Source organism: Nostoc sp. (assembly GCF_036917435.1).
Classification (GTDB): Bacteria; Cyanobacteriota; Cyanobacteriia; order Cyanobacteriales; family Nostocaceae; genus Nostoc.
The window spans coordinates 1-19,869 of the sequence record NZ_JBALDM010000058.1; the positions used below are offsets into that span (position 1 = coordinate 1).

Genomic DNA, 19,869 nt, shown 5'->3' on the forward strand with positions numbered 1-19,869 from the left:
GTTGTAGTAATCAACAGCCACATCAAACTGCCGTTGCTCTTGGGCTACCGTGCCCAGTTGGTGATATTCTCTAGCAGCACTGTAGAAATCCCCAGTATCTTCATATATCTTTAGCGCTTTGTTGTAGTAATCAACAGCCACATCAAACTGCCGTTGCTCTTGGGCTACCGTGCCCAGTTGGTGATATTCTCTAGCAGCACTGTAGAAATCCCCAGCATCTTCTAATATCTTCAGCGCCTTGTTATAGTAATCAACAGCTACATCAAACTGCCGTTGTTCTTCGGCTACCGTGCCCAGTTGGTGATAGTCACTAGCAGCACTGTACAAATCCCCAGCATCTTCTCTTATCTTCAGCGCCTTGTTGTAGTAATCAACAGCTACATCAAACTGCCGTTGCTCTTGGGCTACCATGCCCAGTTGGTGATAAGCAACAGCAATTTTGTCATTCACTGAAAAGTCATTTATAGCTATCAATTCATCTAAAATTTCTTGATAAACTTTTCTCGCTTTTTCCAAATTAGCACTTTGCAGTGCTTCGTTAGCTTCATTAACCCGCAGATATATCCAGAAATTCAAAGCATCTTTACCCTTTGCTTTTGCATCTGCCAAGTTAATGCCAATTTGGTTGAGCGCCCGTTGTTGCAGAGACTTAAATTCAGCTTTGCGCCCTAAACGCTCATACACTTCTCCCAAGGATTGCAGAATCGATTGTGCCTCAGCCCATTCCTGTTGTTGTTCGGCAAGGCGTAAGTTTTGCAACAGATTCGGTTCTTCGACTCGCAGCACAAAAGTTGCCAGTTCTGCGTTGCTGATGAGTTCTCTATCGTAGTTATCCGCCAAATAAGCGTAGAAAATCAGCAACTTTTTTTCGAGTTCGTTAATCACCTCTTGAGAAGCCATTGTGTTTAACTGCTGGCGCAAATACCAAGGTAGTGCTGGGTGAATTTTGTAGATAGTCTCATAACCCAAATATTCCAAAACACCTGCGGCGGCGGCTTCATTGAGAATTCTCATCCAATCTGGTTTTTGCAAGTTCTCCCCAAACACCGCTTGATAAGCTTGTCCATAGCTATCATCAGGACTTTCTGAAAAACTATGCAGCCAATCTGCATTAACCCGATCGCAAAACAGCCCCAAAAATGGTAAATGTTGGCGTGTACGTTCCGATAACTTAGCAAAAGAATAATCCAATGACACAGTAAGAGATTTTTCTCTCCCTTCTTCCTCTTGTCCCCTAAAAGTATCCAACCCCCGCCGCAGCGCCTCAATTAACTGCACGGGTGTCTGTGTCTGCAAATGCGGCAATACCACCCGCAGTGACAAGGGATGTCCCCCCAACAATTTCAACAACTCCAAATACTCTGCTGGCAGGTTCTTTCTCTCCACACCCACGGTTTGCAAAATCTTCGCGGCTAACTCTTGGGCATCCGCTTGAGACAACCCCCGCAAATTGATTAAACTATACCCACAATCTAACCAAGGTTCTTCGCGGCGACTGGTAATTAATACCCAAGATTTACCACCCCGCAATTCCTTAAGAAACCGCTTCAGCTTATTTCTCTCTTCCCCACTCAATAATGGTTCATTCCCCGTAGGGAAACCGTTGACAGGTTCAAAGTTATCCCAAATCAACAAACAAGAATGAGTTTGCAGATATTCCCGCACCACAGCCTCTTGCTGTTCTAGCATCATTTGGGAAAATTTCTCACCGCCCAACGCCCTACCAATTTGGTTAATTACCTGACTCAACCCCGCACCCTGTTCAAAAGAGGTGAAAAAAGTATATTCGCGCCCTAAAGTATCATCCAACCACCGGGCGAAACCTGCGACTAACTCAGTTTTCCCGACACCGCCCATTCCCTGCACTAGCACAACATGATTTTGCCGAAATGCTCTCTCTAAACGCAAAATCTCATAATCTCGCCCAATAAAACCATAAGCGCTTTCATCCGGTAAACCTACAGCTTTGCTACTTTCTGGGGTGTTATCCGCTTGCGCCATCAAATCGGCAAAACTGGATGCCGTCTTTTTAGGAACAAAAGGCGTATAGGGTTCCTGCTGATAAAGCACCGGCACAAGCCAATCTTGTAAAGGTAAATTTCCTTTGGGACTAGGGCGCATTTTGTCAATAGACATGGACTTGCGCCCAGCTGCAACAGCTGTGGCAATACACTCTCCCCTGACTAATTCCCCATACAACCGCCCAACAAAGTGTTCTGCACCCTTGGCTTTAATGGTGTACGCCATCGCTACTACACCCTTTGCCCCCAATTTCACCAACTGTCCCGCCACTGAAGAAAAGGCTTCTTCGCCTACTTGCCCAGACTTACAAGCATTGAGTACAAAAATCGGCACGCGACAATCTGTCAAATATTGGGCAATTTCTCTAGCGCTGACAGCTTCCTCATTCCCTTGTTCATCCTCAAAGATTAAAACTCCTTGAGTATGGCTGTCAAAATTTCCATGTCCATCAAAATGGACGATATGGTAAAAACCTTTATTTGCCTGGAGTTCTGCTTCAAACGCTTTCAAGCTAGGGGGACGTAATACTTTCAGGTTGACTCGCTGACGTATTGGTTGCAACGCCGCCAGCAAAGGACGGGCAATGGTTTTAAAATTTACGTCTTGTTCGTCATAAGGGCGGGCAATGACTAATAAAATATTCAGTTGGTTATCGGGCATTGGTGGCAATGGTGCTTTTACGCCCTGAGTGCTGAGACTGCGATACATTCCCGCTAGTGAAGGTGCAAGAAATTGATAGTCGGGGGAATACAGCAATTCCCAAGGTAAATTCAGCACGTTGGCGTTATCGGAAATGATGCCCAGTTCACACTTATCGAGTCCTTCCCGTGTGGCTTCTTGAAAAAACTCTCTTCCTTTTTCTGTGCTGCGAAATACTAGCTCAAATAAATGTTGTCCCCACTGCTGTAACTTTTGTTCGATTTTTGCAGCGTTATCAGGAAATATACCGTAAGGAAATTTTAAATAATCTTCTAAATACCAGCGCAATTCAGCCGCGTTTTCTTCATCGAAAGGTTGCTGGAAGCCAACTTCTGACGCAAAGCGAGGACTTTCATATCCGCGTTGCCAAGAAAGTTGGATTTTGTCGTTTTGATGCGTAATCCGCAACCAATTCTGCGCCATAGCTATTGCCAACACTAGTTAGATGCTACCTTATCCTAGTAATTCACGCAGAGGTTAGCTGATTACTTGTTAAACCCGAAGAACCCCACCCCGCCAAAGCTACGCTCCGTCTCCCCTTCACGTGTATACACAAGTCGAATTACCCCCCTTAATCCCCCCTTATAAAGGGGGGAAACCGGAAAATCTAGTTCCCTCCCCTTTATAAGGGGAGGGTTAGGGTGGGGTAAAACTCTGGTTAATCAGCAAATTCTATTGGGATAGGCTTTTCATTCAGTACAGATACAGCGATAATTTACTCAAATCATCACCGAGTTGTTTCATGCTGCCAGTTATTGAGACTATTCCTTTACGTCAAATGGCTTCGGGCGATCGCCTATACTTACAAATATACAAGTTCATCGGCGCTAAAGCTGGTAAAAAGGTATACATTCAATCTAATCTGCACGGTGCGGAAATCGCTGGTAATGCCGTTATTCACCAGCTAATTGAGTTTTTATTGACAATAAATGATACCGATTTAACTGGGGAAATTTGGCTAGTTCCCGTTTGTAATCCAATGGGGACAAATGAACGCGCTCATCATTTTTCCCCTGGGCGATATTGCGTTTATGAAGCCAAAGACTGGAATCGCATATTTTGGGACTACGAAAAAGAAGCTGATGATTTAGTAGCTTTTACTAAATCTCAACTTCATATCGATCTAGAGGTCGTCAGACAAAATTATCTAACTATAATTAAGCGACAATTCGCAAAAACTTTAGAAAAAATTAATTCTTCTAGTGGCGTTCCTTACACTGAGCTTTTTGCCTACAAGCTACAAAACCTGAGTTTAGATGCAGACTATTTAATTGATTTACATAGTTCTACAAATCAAGCTTTAGACTACGTTTATTACTTCCGAAATCGAGAAGATAGTGCAAAATACTTCCTACTCGATTTCGGAATCTTACTTGACAAATATGATGGTGATGCTTTTGATGAAGCTTTTATCAAACCTTGGTTAGCACTAGAAGCTTGTTTTAAAGAGTTGGGCAGAGAAATCAAGTTTGATGTAGAAGCTTGGACGCTAGAATTAGGAGCAGGAATGCAAATGAACCCTGATTCAGTCGCTAAAGGTGTACGTGGTGTGAAAAATTATTTAGTGCAGAAAGGTGTACTGCAAATTCCTAATTTATTGGATAATACAAAAACCTACGAAATGACTTTTGCATCTAGCAGTAACCGGAAAAAATATTATGCGATCGCAGGTGGTATGATTCAATCACGAATTGAATTAGGTAGTTCAGTAAAAGCTGGAGATAAGCTGTATGAAATTCTCAGTTTTAACAAAGAAGGTAAGTTACCAAGTGTAATTGATGTCTACGCTCAACAAGATGGATTAGTTTATGATGTCGCAACGAATCAGGCTGTGAATCAAGGCGAGTTTGTATTGGGAATTGTGAGTTAGGAGATGGCAAATATATTTAGCGATTAGAACTTTATCTGCTTTAGTCTAAATTTAGGTCATAATTAAAAATTTGCAGACAATAATTCGTAGAGTGTGCGTAAGTCATAATTTAAATATTGGATTGATTGAACATGATACCAGGAGAAATAATTACACCAACAGGTGAAATTGAATTAAACGTTGGTCGTCAAACTGTAAAATTGCAAGTTTCAAATACAGGCGATCGCCCCATACAAGTCGGTTCCCACTATCACTTTTTTGAAGTTAACACCGCCTTACACTTTGACAGAGAACAAGCGCGAGGAATGCGCCTCGATATCCCCGCCGGAACCGCAGTTCGCTTTGAACCAGGCGATGAAAAAGAAATAACTTTAGTCCCCCTCGTTGGTACTCGCCAAGTCTACGGCTTCAACGCCAAAATTAACGGTTCTCTATAGATATGAAAATGGAATGGTACAATGAACCGCCTGTTTGGGAAGTAAAAGATGAAGCGATCGCTATCACTTCCGGCGCAAAAACAGATTTCTGGCGGGAAACTCACTACGGTTTTATTAGAGATAATGGTCACTTTTTTTATCAAAAGATTCAAGGTGACTTTATTGCTGAAGTGAAAATCATTGGGCAATATCAGGATTTATACGATCAAGCGGGTCTGATGGTACGTTTAGATGAGTTGAATTGGTTGAAATGTGGTATTGAATTTGTCAACGGCGTACAAGAAATTAGCGCAGTAGTGACACGCAATTTCTCAGATTGGTCTGTTATTCCAGTACCTCAAAATCCATCTGCAATTTGGGTACGTGTAACTCGACGCGGCACAGCAATAGAAGTCGAATACTCTTTAAATGGAACTGAGTACACAATGCTGCGGCTTGCTTATTTGACTCCAGTGGAAACATTAAGTGTCGGTCTGATGTGTGCCTCACCTGAAGGAAATGGTTTTCAGATGAGGTTTGAAAAATTCCAAATTCGCAGTTTGTGAGGAGTAGTTATGAGTTATAGAATGGATCGTCGCGCCTATGCCGAAACTTATGGCCCCACAGTAGGCGATCGCATCCGACTTGCAGACACAGAATTATTTATTGAAGTTGAACAAGATTTCACCACCTACGGCGATGAAGTAAAATTCGGCGGCGGTAAAGTCATCCGAGACGGGATGGGACAATCCCCCATTTCTAACGCCGATGGTGCTGTAGATTTAGTCATTACCAATGCCTTAATTCTCGATTGGTGGGGTATTGTCAAAGCAGATATCGGCATTAAAGACGGCAAGATTTTCAAAATTGGTAAAGCCGGAAATCCTTATATTCAAGACAATGTAGATATTATTATCGGCCCCGGAACTGAAGCCTTAGCTGGTGAAGGAATGATTCTCACTGCTGGCGGTATCGATGCCCATATTCATTTTATTTGTCCCCAACAGATTGAAGTGGCGATCGCTTCCGGCATAACCACTATGATCGGCGGCGGTACTGGCCCAGCTACAGGTACAAATGCCACCACCTGCACCCCCGGCCCTTGGAATATTTACAGAATGCTGCAAGCTGCTGATGCTTTCCCCGTCAACTTAGGATTTTTGGGTAAAGGTAACGCCAGTCAACCCCAAGGACTTGTAGAACAAGTAGCTGCCGGTGCAATGGGCTTAAAGCTGCATGAAGACTGGGGAACCACACCCGCAGCAATTGATACTTGCCTCAGTGTTGCTGATGCTTATGATGTGCAAGTAGCGATTCATACTGATACCCTGAACGAAGCCGGATTTGTCGAAGATACGATCGCAGCTTTCAAGAATCGTGTTATCCACACCTACCACACCGAAGGCGCAGGTGGCGGACACGCACCAGATATTATCAAAGTTTGCGGACAAGCCAACGTTTTACCATCTTCTACTAACCCCACACGCCCTTACACTTTAAATACCTTAGACGAACATCTGGATATGTTGATGGTATGCCATCATCTCGATCCTGCGATCGCTGAAGATGTTGCTTTTGCCGAATCTCGCATCCGTCGAGAAACCATTGCTGCTGAAGACATTTTGCACGACTTAGGCGCATTTAGCATGATTTCTTCCGATTCCCAGGCAATGGGAAGAGTAGGCGAAGTGATAATTCGCACCTGGCAGACATCTCATAAAATGAAGGTGCAAAGGGGAACTCTTAACCCACAAGGGACGGAGCAAAAAGCAGATAATTTTCGAGCAAAAAGATATGTTGCTAAGTATACAATTAACCCTGCGATCGCTCACGGAATTGCTCAATATGTGGGTTCAGTGGAAGAGGGAAAATTAGCAGATTTATGTTTGTGGCATCCTGCATTTTTTGGCGTGAAACCAGAGATAGTTATTAAAGGCGGAATGATTGCATGGTCGCAAATGGGCGATGCTAACGCCAGTATTCCTACACCGCAACCTGTGTATATGCGCCCAATGTTTGGTAGTTTTGCCGGGGCACGTCATGCCACATCACTAACTTTTGTTTCTCAAGCAGCTTTAGAGAACGAAATTCCCAGCCAGCTAGGTTTACAAAAGGCAGCAGTTGCAGTTTCTGGGACACGCCAATTGAGTAAGCGGGATATGAAGCTGAATGATGCACTACCCGAGATTGAAGTAGATCCAGAAACATATCAAGTCAGGGCTGATGGTGAGTTACTGATTTGTGAACCTGCGACAGTTTTACCAATGGCACAGAGGTACTTTTTGTTTTAATTCATGACTGAGCAACTTACTGATTACGATAGTCCTTGGAAAGAAGTCATTGAGCTATATTTTCCCCGCTTTCTGGAATTCTTTTTCACCCAAGCTTATGCCGAAATCGACTGGACGAGACCTTATGAATTCCTGGATACAGAACTGCAACAGCTAGAACCAGATGCAGAAATTGGGCGGCGTTTGGTCGATAAAGTCGCAAAAGTTTGGCTACTGGATGGAGAGGAAGCTTGGGTATTGGTTCATGTAGAAGTTCAAGGGCAATATGACAGCCAATTCGCCGAACGGATGTACACATATAATTACCGCTTGTTTGACCGCCATAAAAAGCGAGTCATTAGTTTAGCAGTTTTAGCGGATGAACAAGCAAATTGGCGACCTTCCAGCTACAGCTATCAACTGGGGGGATGTCGCGTCAGCTTAGAGTTTCCTGTGGCGAAACTGTTGGACTATGAGCAAGGGTGGGAAACCTTAGAGCAAACAACCAACCCCTTTGGGGTAATTGTGATGGCGCATCTCAAGACCAAAGCAACGAAGCGAAACCCAGAAAGTCGGTTACAGTGGAAACTAAGCCTAGTCAGACGGCTGTACGAACGGGGATATAGCCGGGAAGATATTCGGGAATTATTTCGATTTATTGATTGGGTAATGATTTTGCCGCAAGAGTTGGCACTTAGTTTTAAAACAGAAGTGAGAAGTTACGAGGAGATAAACAGAATGCGGTACGTAACAAGTATTGAAAGGCTAGCAAAAGAAGAAGGAATTGTCGAAACTGCTAGAGAAAACATAATTACAGTTCTAGAGACGCGGTTTGGAGAAGTGCCAAACTCTATTGTAGAAGTTATCAATGGGATAGAAGAACCATCTGTATTAAAAATGCTTTTCAAAAGTGCGATCGCAATTCCTTCCACAGCAGAATTCCAGGAAGTTTTCGATAGTCTTTCCTCTGGAAAATAAGCGTAGATGCCTAGAGGCTTGTCGCCAAACATCGCTTGTTTTCAAGTTACAATAAATTTCTTTATTACTGAACCTGTTCAAATATAAATCCGCTTTCGGAAGGCCCGCCTCGACCCTTTATTACTTTGACAAGAACAGGTGCTTGTTGGCGATCGCCACTATTATTAAAATTCAGTGGATGTCCAGAAGTTTCGCTTGCTAAAAGATCAACAGATTTTAGGTTTGTCAAGACAGTTTGACGAGAGGGATTGTTAGACTTAGATATAACTTTAATAAAAGCCTGAGTCGCATCATAGGCGGCACCTGTGCGCCAGCTAATCTGTCCTCCCCATTTCTGGCTGGCTTTATCTGCAAATTCTTTTGAGTTTTGCTCTCCTGCAAACCAATCTACAGATAGAACCAAGCCTTCAACAGCTTCTCCACCTGATGTCAAAATCTCTGGATTGTACAAAGCATTTCCTCCTAGCAGAGGCAATTTTTGGCTTCCCTGACTGCGGGCAATTTCAAGTGCCACAGAAATTAACTCTGTATTTGGAAACAGAACAACTGCGTCTGCTTTATCTTCCTGTTTAATTTTTAAAATTTCGGCAGATGTATTCAGTGAAGCATCAGTCAAATCCTTAGTGGATATAACTTCCCCACCCTTATTTTTAAAGACATTTTCAAAATCTTTCTTTATATCATTACTATAAATATCACCAGGATTGTAGAAAATAGCTACTTTTTTATAGCCCTGATTACTAGCATAATTTGCTAACTTTTCAGCACTTACTTGGTCAGAAAGTACTGTTCTAAAAAATACTTTACTCTTCAGTGACCTACTTGTACTCCCTGGAGATATCATTGCTATACCAGCGTTTTCATACTGAGGTAGCGCAGCTTGACTATTTGTACTAGTATAGTGTCCAATAACTCCTATAATATTTTTGTTTTTAGTTAGCTCTTCGGCAACTTTTACAGCTTGATTTTTATTGCTGCCATCATTAGCAATTACTATACTTAATAATCGTTTATTCGTTCCACCTAAACTATTAAAACTATCTTGTGCCTGTGCAACTCCTCGCAATAGTTCTTGAGAAATTTTGGCTTCTTTATTAGTATCTGGTAAAACAACTGCTAGAGTTAGTGGATTTTTATTTTGATATGCTAGGGCATTATTGTAGTATATTTGTAACTCTGGGTCTGTAGGAAAGGCTTTTATGGCTTTTGTAAAGGAATCAATAGCTTGTGGATAATGCTTTTCTTTGAAAGCTTCAAAACCACGATCGCGATTTAAATTGTTATTTTGTGCAAAGAGAGTATGCTCACCTTCGCTAAAGAATACTGGTACTGGCTGTGGCGATTCTGATTGTACCGTTATTGGCTGATTATTAGCAACTGGAGGTTTTGTTATTGTTTTCCAGAATAACCACCCAAGCACTGAAATTAGTAGTACTGGAGCAAGCGAAAAGACAAGGCGTTGCTGCTTTCGTGTTGCTAATTCTTGGCTAGCATATAAAAATTGATAATCTTCAACAAGCAACTGTTTATGTTCTGCCCATGTTTGAGCTTGTCGTAATTTTTGTCCCTGCAAGAGATGCGATTTATTCTGACGGTTAGATTCTAGCCATGCTGCTAATTCATTTGCATAAGGTCGTAAATTTGCTAACGCTTGATTAACCCAGTTGTTGTCAAAAACAAACTCATAAATGCGGTTATAAACTCTTAATTTACCATTTTCCTTAACTACCAATCCCGACAGGCGTAATTCTATTTGCCCCGGACTGTTATCTTCTTCAATTTCTTTTTTTCGTAAAATTTGTTCATATAATTCAAGCAATAAATCCGCAGGCTGCTTGTTACTGAAAATCCGATCGCGTATTGTCCTCAAATGCTCAGGATCATCCTGAGATTGCCAATTTTGGATAATCCGCGATCGCACTAATTCTTCTACAGACAAGCTTTGCTGATCCTCTAAAATAAATTGACAAAGCTTTTGGGTAAGAAAAGGTTGCCCACCAGTCCATTCCAAAACCTCTTGTAGCTTTTCTTGGGGATTACTGACTTTACCTACTAATCCCCTAGCTAAAGGCTCGGCTTCATCTAAATCAAAACCTTTGAGTTCAATGGGTTGACCAATATTAAACGGTGTACGCTGTTTATCTTGAATCAAATATGACGGAGTTGCTACCCCTAAAAGACAAAATGTGAGGCGTTTATATTCTAGTTTATCAGCACGTTGATTATAGCAAGCTCGAATCAAAGCGAAAAAATCCTCAGTTGAAAAACTCAGGCTGAGAACGCTATCAATTTCATCTACAAAAATGACAATTTTTTTAGGAATACAGGTTAGCATCTCCTCTTCAAGAAACTTACCCAATCGCCGTAATGGAGGCAATAATTTTTGCGCTTTCCACCAGCGCTCTAAATCAAAATTCTCGTTTAGTTTTAAACTCTGAACCAGACTATCAATTACACCTGCATACCATTGATCGGGGGTTATATCTTGAGTGCCAATGGTATTAATATCAATTTCAGCACAGGCGATTCCTTCTTTCTGTAATTTTTGCATGGTTCTTACCCGCAAACTCGATTTACCCATCTGCCGCGAGTTTAGAACATAACAGAATTCTCCTGCTTTCAACTTTTTGTATAAGTCGTCATCTGCCTGTCGCGTGACGTAAGTAGGGGAATCAGGAGGTAAACTACCTCCACGAATTTGGTATTCATACTCTGGGTTAGGCGCTGAATTCATGAGTTATTACCAATGCAGTTGCACACTAATCATTCTCAGGCTTTCCTCTCTGCTTGCAAAGAGGATTTGGGGGAAATTTTTGGGAAATTTGAAATCATCACTACAATCCGAAGCGATCGCGAAAATATAGGCGATACAAATCACAAAAGGGCAGAACATCATTGCCTATGTATTTCACCAGTCGCATACTGCGTAACTTAGATGATTTTTCTGCATCTATTCTAACTGGGCTATTGATAGTAACTACTTGCATCATGGCTTGCAGCAGTTCTGTATTATCCTGCAAAATTAACCAATGGTGCAGCAGGTGATCGCGGTATAAACCTTCTTCAGTAGGTGCAATTTGCAATAATTCTGTCAACGTTAGATCGCGCTGCGCTATTTTAGATAGTGCCTTCTTCACCAGCCAAGGATGGCCACCTACCATCACCATCAGTTGAGCGACTTTTTCTGTATTCCAATTAAGTTTTAAGTGTTGTGCCAATTTCTGGATCTGCGCCTGATTTAACTCTGGTATTTCAATGAGCTTCCCCACATTGAACGGCGATTGATTGTTATCTATGGGAATGTAATCTGCTCTGGAGTAGCCAATCACTAACCTTAATTTTTGCCAAATCTGGTTAGTTGTAGCCCTCTCATGCCAAGCTCGTAGTAATGGAAAAAAGTCACGAGCGATCGCTGGATATTGAAAAATTACATCAACATTATCTAATCCCAAAACCAGGGGGCTACTAATAGCTGGCAACAAATATTGTTTAAAGTAGTCTGTACAATTGCTGTTGGCACTCAGCAAACCTTCCCATTTTTCAGCCAGTTTATCCGGTAGATTCAATTCTCTGGCTATGCTGGCACAGAACCACTGTAAGAAAGACTTCAGAGTATTGAATAATTCTTTTTCTGGCTCTTGAAAGTCTACTCGTACTGCTTGATAGTCTTGTTGAGACGCATAATTAAGAATTTGGTTCATTAAGTAGGTTTTGCCCCATTGCAAAGGCGCTTGCAATCGGACTAATCCTCCTGTCCTATCTACTTCTTTGTAACAATTAGAATAAAAAGTCGTATCGAAAAACGGAAATTCCAGTTCTGGGGATGGTTCTGCATCAAGCAAGCCTGTAAAATCAGACCAATATTCTTGAACTGTCGTCAGTGGTACAGCCAATCCCCCTTGGTTATTGTCGTAAGCGGCAATCATCCCAACTATCGCTTGAACTTGAATATCAAACACAGGGGAACCACTATAGCCACCGATGATTTGTTGCGAGTCTGCCATTACCCGCAACCGCAACATTAATAAGTTACTAAAACCTAAATGACGGTTAGCATCTGTGATATTGCCCTCAATTGTCCCTCCTTCTGGGAAGTCCAAACGCCCATAGCCAATAGACCGAAATTGATTCCCTGGCTCAAAGATCACCGATAGAGGTACAGCGTTGCCTTGATAATCAGGTAATTGCAAAATAGCGAAATCATCGCGGGTGCTATTTCCCAAATAAACCAATTCAACCGCTTTCCCATTGACTCGCACTTCTTCCCAACCCCCTGCTGACTCAACCACATGGGCACAGGTGAGTAAATGTCCTTGGGTTGAGATAAAAAAGCCCGTACCTTGGATATTACCTTCTGGAGTAGCGATCGCAACGGTACAAGCTCTAACTAAATCCCAACTCATGACAATTTATTACTTGTTTTCTTCTTCTGTCAGTTTCCAAGTTATTTTCACCTTCAGGGATGCCTGTCCACTAGATTCGACTACATAAACTGAGCCTTTGGCGGTAAAATTCAACCCAAACTCAACTTCTCCGCTCACAGGTTGCGATTCTTGCTGTAAGGTACGAAATGCTTTTGTAATTGGGCGACACCCGCGAACAATCAAATCTTTAACGACATCGAAGCTAGCCTCTACTTTTTCTATAGGTAAATCACCTGTAGGTAGTGCTACACGACCTACTGACCCATCTGGTAACTCAACTGCTACCAAAATCTTGCCGCCATCCTCTGTATTCAGTTCTAGAAGTTTACGAGCCATAATTCAATTACCTTGTGACTATCTGTTAAAAAGGTAAGTAAAGTAGTTTTTAAAACACATTTATATAAATTTCGTGGTAGAAATTTTTTGGAGGAAATTTACTTAAGAGAACTATTTAAAAACTATACCAGTAAACCAGTTTTCCGAAAAATTTACTTTTACCCCGTACCTTGCATCTATATGACTTCACAATCTTCTCATTCTGGCAAAATTCTGGTTGTTGATGACTCTCCTGATAACGTGTTTTTGATCAAAACTATTTTGGAAGAAGAAGGTTACACAGTTAGCACCGCAGAAAATGGTATTTCGGCTTTGGAAGAATTGAAAGCTTCTCCTTGTGACTTGGTTTTGCTGGATTTGATGATGCCAGGTATGGATGGGTACGAAGTCACTAAGTACATTCGGGGGGAGATGAAATTGCCGCAATATATCCCCATATTGCTAATAACTGCCCACGATGCGCCCAATGTCGCCCACGGATTAGACTTGGGTGCTGATGATTTTATCCGCAAACCTGTAACAGTAGATGAATTACTGGCACGAGTGCGATCGCTCCTCCGTTTGAAGCATAGTATGGATGAACGTGATGAAATTGCCCGTCAGCGAGAAGATTTTGTTTCCCGCCTCACCCACGACTTACGCACTCCCTTAGTGGCGGCCGATCGCATGTTGATGCTGTTTCAGCAAGGTGCGTTGGGAACATTATCACCGCAAATGCACGAAGTAATCACCATCATGACCCGTAGTAATATCAACCTGCTAACTATGGTCAATACCTTATTGGAAGTTTATCGCTTTGAAGCCGGTCGCAAAAGCTTGGCATTTCAACCAGTTAACCTGGGACGTTTGCTAGAAGAGGTGACTGGAGAATTAGCACCTCTAGCCCAAGATAAAAAACTGTCGCTAAATTTGGTTTTTAGTGAAGAGTCAAACACAGTGATGGGCGATCGCTTAGAATTGCATCGTCTATTCACAAATCTTATCGGCAATGCGATCAAATTTACCGATTCTGGATCTATTACTATTCGTTTCACTTCTCAATCTCAGTTATCTGGAAAACCCAATTCTGTTGAATATATTCGGGTTGAGATCGCGGATACTGGCCCAGGTATTCCTACTGAAGAACAAGCAACCATATTTGAACGATTTCGTCAAGGTAGTCACAAGAGTTCTGGTAGTGGCTTAGGACTCTACCTCGCTCGTCGAATTGTCGAGGCACATCAAGGCATTATTTTGCTAAATTCTGAGTTGGGCAAAGGTAGTGTATTTATTGTCCTTTTACCCACTACAACATGAGAAAATTAGCAATTATAATTTATGAATTATGGAGTATTTTGTCCTGATATTTCATAAATTATAACTTTACTAATATCTACCAAGAATTGAAAGTAAATATTCCAATGATCAACTCAAACACTAAAAATTGACGAATTAAATATGCTGAGATAGCAGTGCTACATTAAAAACATAGTTTTTTAGGGTACAAAACAATGATTACCACTGAATTATCTAACATTGGCGATATTATCCAGAATCAGCGAGTTTTTTTTGAAACTGGTAAAACTAAAGATGTCACTTTTCGCATTCAGCAACTTAAAAATCTCAAGCAAGCAATAATTGAGCATGAACAAGCAATAATCCAGGCATTAAAAGCGGATTTACATAAACCAGAATTGGAGAGTTACCTTACAGAAATAGGTGTAGTTAAAGAAATTGATTATGCTATAAAACATATTAATATCTGGACTAAGCCTAAAAAAGCAGCTGTTTCTTTTGATTTTTTTTCCTACTCAGCGAAAATTTATCCAGAACCGTTAGGGGGTGTTTTAATCATTGGCCCTTGGAACTATCCATTTCAGTTAATTATCTCACCGTTAGTAGGTGCGATCGCAGCCGGAAATTGTGCAATTATCAAACCTTCAGAAATTGCTTCTCATACCTCTGCTGTCATTGCTAAAATTATTGCCAAACACTTTGATCCAGCTTATATTGCAGTCGTAGAAGGAGATATGGAAGCAAGTCAAAAACTACTTGCAGAAAAGTTTGACCATATCTTTTTTACTGGTGGCACAGCCGTCGGCAAAATCATCATGGCAGCAGCAGCAAAATATCTTACACCAGTGACTTTAGAGTTGGGTGGCAAAAGTCCTTGTATTATAGATACTGATATTAATCTTGAATACACAGTCAGACGAATTACTTGGGGCAAATTCATTAATGCTGGACAAACTTGTATCGCGCCTGACTATCTTTTAGTTAATCAAAAAATCAAAAAAGATTTAATAGATGGGTTGAAAAAATGCCTAAAAGAATTTTATGGTGATAATCCTGTAAATAGTCCTGATTATGCCAGAATTATCAGTCAAAAACACTTTGATAGATTGGTTAATTTTCTCAAAGATGGTGAAGTTATCATCGGTGGAGAAAATCAACCTTCAGAGCGTTATATTGCTCCCACAGTGATTGATAATGTCTCTTTGAAAGATTCTGTAATGCAGGAAGAGATTTTTGGCCCCATTTTACCCATTATTGAATATACTGACATTGCAGAAGCGATCGCGTTGATTAACTCTAGACCGAAACCCCTGGCTTTATACTTATTTTCCCAAAACAAAAACCTGCAAAAGCGGATTTTGCAAGAAACTTCATCTGGTGGAGTCTGTATTAACGACACAGTTATGCAGGTTGGTGTCTCATCTTTACCATTTGGCGGGGTAGGAGATAGTGGTATTGGCAACTATCACGGCAAAGCTAGTTTTGACACTTTTTCCCATAACAAAAGTGTATTACAAAACTCCTTCTGGCTCGATTTAAAATGGCGATACGCTCCTTATACGGGCAAACTACCACTCATAAAGAAACTTTTGGGTTAAAAAAGTTAGGAGTAGAGACGCGATTAATCGCGTCTCTTAAAACGCAAAAGCATTGCTGTAACGCTCCTCAGCCCAAGGTTCGCCACGGCGATGGTAGCCATTGCGTTCCCAAAAACCAAATTCTTCAGCAGCTAAAAACTCTAAACCATTAATCCACTTAGCACTTTTCCAAGCGTAGAGGTGGGGAACAAGTAGCCGCATTGGGCCACCGTGTTCAGATGGAAGGTGTTCACCAAAGACTTTAAAGGCAAAAAAGTTTTCTTCCCGCACGAAATCTTCTACAGAAATATTGGTAGTGTAGCCGCCGTAGCAGTGTTCCATAATGTGGGCTACTTTGGGGTCTAGCTCAATCAGACTCATGAAATCTGTTACTTTAATGCCAGTCCATTTGACATCAAGTTTAGACCAGCGCGTTACACAGTGGAAATCTGCTGTGAATTCGTGTTGAGGTAGCGCCATAAAATCTGACCAACTAAAAGTAGCAGGTTTTGCCAAACCCCAAACTTTAAACTCCCATTCCTCAATGCTAACTTGGGGAGTTGCGCCGTAAGTTAATACGGGGAAACCTTTAGCTAAGTGTTGACCAGGAGGGACACGTTCCCCCTCTTCTTTTCCTGGTTTCTGAAAAAATTTTCCTAGCATAGTTGGAGAAAAATAAGTTTTCTCAAGGTGTTTACAAGCTTTATTACTGAGTTGCTAACACTACCAGATGTTTTACTTTTTATATGATTGCTTACTTAATCCTTACTCATCAACATAATTACTAATTCGTAATTAAAAATCGGGTTAGAGTCTCCGACTTCTATAGGATATAAATCCCTATCTATAACGTAATTAGGAATTATTAGGTAATGGGTAATGGATGTTCCCAATTACTCACTACCAATTTTTCTCGATCTAATGAGCTTGTGTAGAGTATTTATGATTCAAAATCCAATCAGGAAAGCTGATAAAAAGCGTTTATCCAGTCATCAGAAGATTGGTGCTGTTTATGCTTTGCCTGACTGAGAAATTATGATTCTTCTTCCTCTTCTTCAGCAACTGGATACACAAATGTAGAACGTCCAGTCAAAATTGACTTACCCAGAGAGAGGGCTTTCTGAGCTTCAACGACGGCTTTATGCGTCCAGGTAGCTCGACGTTTATCTCGTTTTGATTTGGAAGTTTTCTTCTTAGGAACAGCCATGTCAGCAGATATCGTGATTCTTGACAACCTTCTTATTCTAGGCCATCCAATGACGCGAAGAACAATAGGTAAGTTGAATTGATAGCTTGAGACTGAAGTAATACAGGGGAACAGAGGAAATTCCAAGGGGTTTTGGAGCTTCCACTGTTTGCGTCTCCGTGTCTAGCTCAAGATTTCATTTTTTTGCTGGCACACTGCTAGCTGCTGTAGAGGTATTGTCAAAGAAAAGTAGCGATCGCGCCGTTTTAAAGTAAGTTGCCCAATTTTGAGCATCAGGACGCGATCGCCATTGGGGACGACTAACATCTAATGCCAGAACTGGCGCGATCGCTCCATAATTTTGTACTGAGATAATTATTGAAACATCTGTCACCAAGATATCTTGGTCGAAACTCCTCTGAGCAGCTGCCCTAGCTGCGGCTTCCGCCCTCCTGAGAACGGTTTCATAGTTTTCTTCCGGCAAGCGGTCAATAGCTAGATCGACTCTAGCGGTGTAAGCTCGCACAACCTGGGGTGCGATCGCTTCCGTCAAAAACCACGCAGGAATGGTAGATCCGAGCAAAATTAATAAAGGAACTATCCGGATTTGTCTGGCAATTTGGCTAATAAATGAAAAGGGAGTGATCGATGATGGTAGGTGAGCAGAAATCTTGCTCATGACCTTCTATCTCCTTAGTGATGATCTGTTATTGAAATTAGGTAAAAGGTATTTTCCGACTAGCTAACGTAATAAAAATTACATTCTAACTTAAGATTCGATGAGAATCACCTAGACTACAAGACATAGGTTAGCTTTGTTTTTTGGCAAAGCCAACCGCAATTTTAAGACCAGCAAACAATAACTGACAAAGAGCGGGATGGCAAATTACTGGGCGATCGCGATTGGCATCAATCACTATCAGTTATTTCAACCTTTAAGTTGTGCCCAAGCGGATGCTGAGGCACTAGAGGATTTTTTGGTGACGGAGGCAGGCTTTCTCCCCAAACACTGCCTGCTAATGACGGATACTTCGCCGCCAATGGGAGATAGATCAACTTATCCGACTAAAGAGAATATTCTGCTGCTATTTGAGGATTTGGCAGCGACAAGTTGGCAACCAGAAGACTATCTATGGTTATTCTTTAGCGGTTATGGGGTTAACTACAAGGGCAAAGATTACTTAATGCCAGCAGAGGGGAATCCCGAATTTGTGCAAGAGACTGGCATAGAATTGCGATCGCTAATGCAAAGTCTCCAACTTGCTGACTTGAATGTATTGCTACTACTTGATGTCAACCGTGCTTTTGGCACTCAAGCGGATGCTCCTGTTGGTGAAGAAACAATAGAACTAGCCCAAGAACTACAACTTGCGACAATTCTTTCTTGTCAACCAGAACAATTTTCCCACGAAAGTAGCGAATTAGGTCACGGATTCTTTACAGCAGCTTTGTTAGAAGCTTTGCGTTCTGGTAATGGCAGCAACTTGTCAGATTTAGAAAGCTACCTAAGTCTGATCATGCCAAAATTATGTCACCATCACTGGCGGCCTGTTCAAAACCCTGCCACAATCATCCCATCAAGGGCGCAGGTAATCTTGCCAGAATTGGCAATGGAAACTGAGTTTCAACCAGAATCGGTAATTTATCCTGAAGAATCTTTTGCTGTTGCCCTTGCAGCGCCTCCCCTCAATGATTACCCTAGAACTTCAGCAGAACGGGGCAGATGGGGAGAAGCTACTGTGAACTCTTCCCAACAGGTGAAGGCTCACAAGGTTGAGAAGCCTAAAGTCCAAGAGTCAGCTACTAGCCTAGTTTCTCAGCCAATGGCGGAAACTTCTTTAGGAGGGAATCCGAGGGGAAGATTTATCCCCAATTCTTCCAAAGGTTACGTCTCTCGATTGCCATCAAACCAGCCAAGTATCCCTTTTTGGAAACAGTTTATCTTGTGGGGCGGAGGCAGCTTGCTGGTAGCAGGTTTAATTGCTGTAGTTTTTCTCCGTAATCAAGAAACTTTTAGAATTAAGCAAATATCAAGGACATCGCCTAATGCTAGCGATCGCCAGGTTATCGAGAATTTACCAAGCGATCGCACTTCAGTAGTTAGATTTAACAACCAATCTAGCGCCCAAATAACCTCTAATTCCGAGTCTAAAAAGCGGAATCAAGCAGTATTAGATTTGGCGAAAATGTCGCTCCGACAAACTCAGGCTAGCGATTTGAGCATGGCGATCGCTACAGCCCGAAAAATCAAATCCGGTGAACCACTGTACGAACAAGCTCAAGAGAATATTAAGATTTGGAGTCGGATGATTTTAGATTTAGCAGAGGGTCGTGCTAAACAGAGACAGTATGCTGCTGCAATAGCCGCCGCTCGATTAATCACCAAAGATGAAGCCCCCTACGCCAAAGCACAAGCAGCAATTAACCTGTGGCGACTAGAGGGCAAGCAGTATGTAAGTAACAAAACTCTTTTAGATGCAGCTAATGGCTTAATTAAGTCTGGACAGGCATCTACCTATAATCGGGCAATCGAAGTTGCCAAGAAAGTACCAGGAGATCAACCAGGCTTCGATAGTGCCCAAAAGTCGATTAATAAATGGAGTGAGAAAATTTTAGACATAGCAAAGCGTCGCGCTGCCGAAGGAGATCGCAATGCGGCAATTGCGACAGCTGCCTTAGTGCCAGAGGAAACAGGCGCTTACGAAGATGCTCAGGATGCCATCCAAAAATGGCAAAAGAAATAATAAAAAAATAGTAAAAAATATCAGGGAGTTAGGAGTTAGGGGTTATATTATTGATCCCTGACCCATTTCTCC

Annotated in this window: 15 protein-coding genes; 8 read left to right on the plus strand and 7 right to left on the minus strand. The window is 41.7% G+C overall.

Going from position 1 to position 19,869, the window contains the following annotated elements:
* On the minus strand, positions 1 to 3,144 hold a 3,144-nt coding region (locus V7K98_RS27410), incomplete at its 3' end, for a CHAT domain-containing protein (protein ID WP_335027738.1).
* 319 nt (positions 3,145 to 3,463) lie between these two features.
* On the opposite strand from V7K98_RS27410, the gene V7K98_RS27415 reads away from it, so the two are divergent.
* From V7K98_RS27415 to V7K98_RS27435, 5 genes are all read left to right on the plus strand, one after another.
* Positions 3,464 to 4,591 carry a succinylglutamate desuccinylase/aspartoacylase family protein gene (locus tag V7K98_RS27415; RefSeq protein ID WP_335027740.1) on the plus strand — a complete coding sequence of 376 codons (1,128 nt, stop codon included), beginning with the start codon at positions 3,464 to 3,466 and terminating at the stop codon, positions 4,589 to 4,591.
* Positions 4,592 to 4,722: 131 nt separating this feature from the next.
* On the plus strand, positions 4,723 to 5,028 hold the full coding sequence (locus V7K98_RS27420) for an urease subunit beta (protein WP_335027742.1): 306 nt from the start codon (positions 4,723 to 4,725) through the stop codon (positions 5,026 to 5,028).
* 8 nt (positions 5,029 to 5,036) lie between these two features.
* A complete protein-coding gene (locus V7K98_RS27425) occupies positions 5,037 to 5,573 on the plus strand; it encodes a DUF1349 domain-containing protein (RefSeq protein ID WP_335027744.1) in 537 nt (178 codons plus the stop codon).
* Between the two features lie 9 nt (positions 5,574 to 5,582).
* Positions 5,583 to 7,298: an urease subunit alpha gene (ureC, locus tag V7K98_RS27430; protein WP_335027746.1), complete on the plus strand. Its 1,716-nt coding sequence runs from the start codon at positions 5,583 to 5,585 to the stop codon at positions 7,296 to 7,298.
* 3 nt (positions 7,299 to 7,301) lie between these two features.
* The gene (locus tag V7K98_RS27435) at positions 7,302 to 8,255 is read left to right on the plus strand and encodes a transposase (RefSeq protein ID WP_335027749.1); all 954 of its coding nucleotides are present in this window, start codon (positions 7,302 to 7,304) and stop codon (positions 8,253 to 8,255) included.
* A 64-nt stretch (positions 8,256 to 8,319) separates the two neighbouring features.
* Here the strand turns inward: V7K98_RS27435 and V7K98_RS27440 are convergent, their stop codons facing one another.
* From V7K98_RS27440 to V7K98_RS27450, 3 genes are all read right to left on the minus strand, one after another.
* Positions 8,320 to 10,989, minus strand: a complete 2,670-nt coding sequence (locus V7K98_RS27440; RefSeq protein WP_335014672.1) for an ABC transporter substrate-binding protein — start codon at positions 10,987 to 10,989, stop codon at positions 8,320 to 8,322.
* A 100-nt stretch (positions 10,990 to 11,089) separates the two neighbouring features.
* Positions 11,090 to 12,658, minus strand: coding sequence for an AAA-like domain-containing protein (locus tag V7K98_RS27445; protein ID WP_335027751.1), 1,569 nt, complete (start codon positions 12,656 to 12,658; stop codon positions 11,090 to 11,092).
* A gap of 9 nt (positions 12,659 to 12,667) precedes the next feature.
* Positions 12,668 to 13,015 (minus strand): CU044_2847 family protein, encoded by a 348-nt coding sequence (locus tag V7K98_RS27450; protein WP_334939680.1) that lies wholly within the window; start codon positions 13,013 to 13,015, stop codon positions 12,668 to 12,670.
* A gap of 180 nt (positions 13,016 to 13,195) precedes the next feature.
* Here V7K98_RS27450 and V7K98_RS27455 point away from each other — a divergent pair, with 180 nt between their 5' ends.
* Together V7K98_RS27455 and V7K98_RS27460 are read left to right on the plus strand one after the other, a co-directional pair.
* Complete coding sequence (locus tag V7K98_RS27455) at positions 13,196 to 14,311, plus strand: hybrid sensor histidine kinase/response regulator (protein ID WP_335027752.1); 1,116 nt, start codon at positions 13,196 to 13,198, stop codon at positions 14,309 to 14,311.
* Positions 14,312 to 14,505: 194 nt separating this feature from the next.
* Entirely contained in the window at positions 14,506 to 15,888 is a 1,383-nt protein-coding gene (locus V7K98_RS27460; RefSeq protein WP_335027754.1) for an aldehyde dehydrogenase, read from the plus strand.
* 36 nt (positions 15,889 to 15,924) lie between these two features.
* Here the strand turns inward: V7K98_RS27460 and V7K98_RS27465 are convergent, their stop codons facing one another.
* From V7K98_RS27465 to V7K98_RS27475, 3 genes are all read right to left on the minus strand, one after another.
* Positions 15,925 to 16,530, minus strand: coding sequence for a sulfite oxidase-like oxidoreductase (locus V7K98_RS27465; RefSeq protein WP_335027757.1), 606 nt, complete (start codon positions 16,528 to 16,530; stop codon positions 15,925 to 15,927).
* A 370-nt stretch (positions 16,531 to 16,900) separates the two neighbouring features.
* The gene (gene rpmF / locus V7K98_RS27470; RefSeq protein ID WP_335028183.1) at positions 16,901 to 17,074 is read right to left on the minus strand and encodes a 50S ribosomal protein L32; all 174 of its coding nucleotides are present in this window, start codon (positions 17,072 to 17,074) and stop codon (positions 16,901 to 16,903) included.
* A gap of 175 nt (positions 17,075 to 17,249) precedes the next feature.
* A complete protein-coding gene (locus tag V7K98_RS27475) occupies positions 17,250 to 17,732 on the minus strand; it encodes a hypothetical protein (protein WP_335027759.1) in 483 nt (160 codons plus the stop codon).
* Positions 17,733 to 17,931: 199 nt separating this feature from the next.
* Between V7K98_RS27475 and V7K98_RS27480 the strand changes: the two genes are divergently transcribed.
* The gene (locus V7K98_RS27480) at positions 17,932 to 19,797 is read left to right on the plus strand and encodes a caspase family protein (protein ID WP_335027761.1); all 1,866 of its coding nucleotides are present in this window, start codon (positions 17,932 to 17,934) and stop codon (positions 19,795 to 19,797) included.
* Positions 19,798 to 19,869 lie beyond the last annotated feature (72 nt).

What these genes read in the sequence shown, in the direction of transcription:
- V7K98_RS27415 (WP_335027740.1), top strand. Translation starts at nt 3,464, where the DNA reads ATGCTGCCAGTTATTGAGACTATTCCTTTACGTCAAATGGCTTCGGGC.
- V7K98_RS27420 (WP_335027742.1), top strand. Translation starts at nt 4,723, where the DNA reads ATGATACCAGGAGAAATAATTACACCAACAGGTGAAATTGAATTAAAC.
- V7K98_RS27425 (WP_335027744.1), top strand. Translation starts at nt 5,037, where the DNA reads ATGGAATGGTACAATGAACCGCCTGTTTGGGAAGTAAAAGATGAAGCG.
- ureC (WP_335027746.1), top strand. Translation starts at nt 5,583, where the DNA reads ATGAGTTATAGAATGGATCGTCGCGCCTATGCCGAAACTTATGGCCCC.
- V7K98_RS27435 (WP_335027749.1), top strand. Translation starts at nt 7,302, where the DNA reads ATGACTGAGCAACTTACTGATTACGATAGTCCTTGGAAAGAAGTCATT.
- V7K98_RS27440 (WP_335014672.1), bottom strand. Translation starts at nt 10,989, where the DNA reads ATGAATTCAGCGCCTAACCCAGAGTATGAATACCAAATTCGTGGAGGT.
- V7K98_RS27445 (WP_335027751.1), bottom strand. Translation starts at nt 12,658, where the DNA reads ATGAGTTGGGATTTAGTTAGAGCTTGTACCGTTGCGATCGCTACTCCA.
- V7K98_RS27450 (WP_334939680.1), bottom strand. Translation starts at nt 13,015, where the DNA reads ATGGCTCGTAAACTTCTAGAACTGAATACAGAGGATGGCGGCAAGATT.
- V7K98_RS27455 (WP_335027752.1), top strand. Translation starts at nt 13,196, where the DNA reads ATGACTTCACAATCTTCTCATTCTGGCAAAATTCTGGTTGTTGATGAC.
- V7K98_RS27460 (WP_335027754.1), top strand. Translation starts at nt 14,506, where the DNA reads ATGATTACCACTGAATTATCTAACATTGGCGATATTATCCAGAATCAG.
- V7K98_RS27465 (WP_335027757.1), bottom strand. Translation starts at nt 16,530, where the DNA reads ATGCTAGGAAAATTTTTTCAGAAACCAGGAAAAGAAGAGGGGGAACGT.
- rpmF (WP_335028183.1), bottom strand. Translation starts at nt 17,074, where the DNA reads ATGGCTGTTCCTAAGAAGAAAACTTCCAAATCAAAACGAGATAAACGT.
- V7K98_RS27475 (WP_335027759.1), bottom strand. Translation starts at nt 17,732, where the DNA reads ATGAGCAAGATTTCTGCTCACCTACCATCATCGATCACTCCCTTTTCA.
- V7K98_RS27480 (WP_335027761.1), top strand. Translation starts at nt 17,932, where the DNA reads ATGGCAAATTACTGGGCGATCGCGATTGGCATCAATCACTATCAGTTA.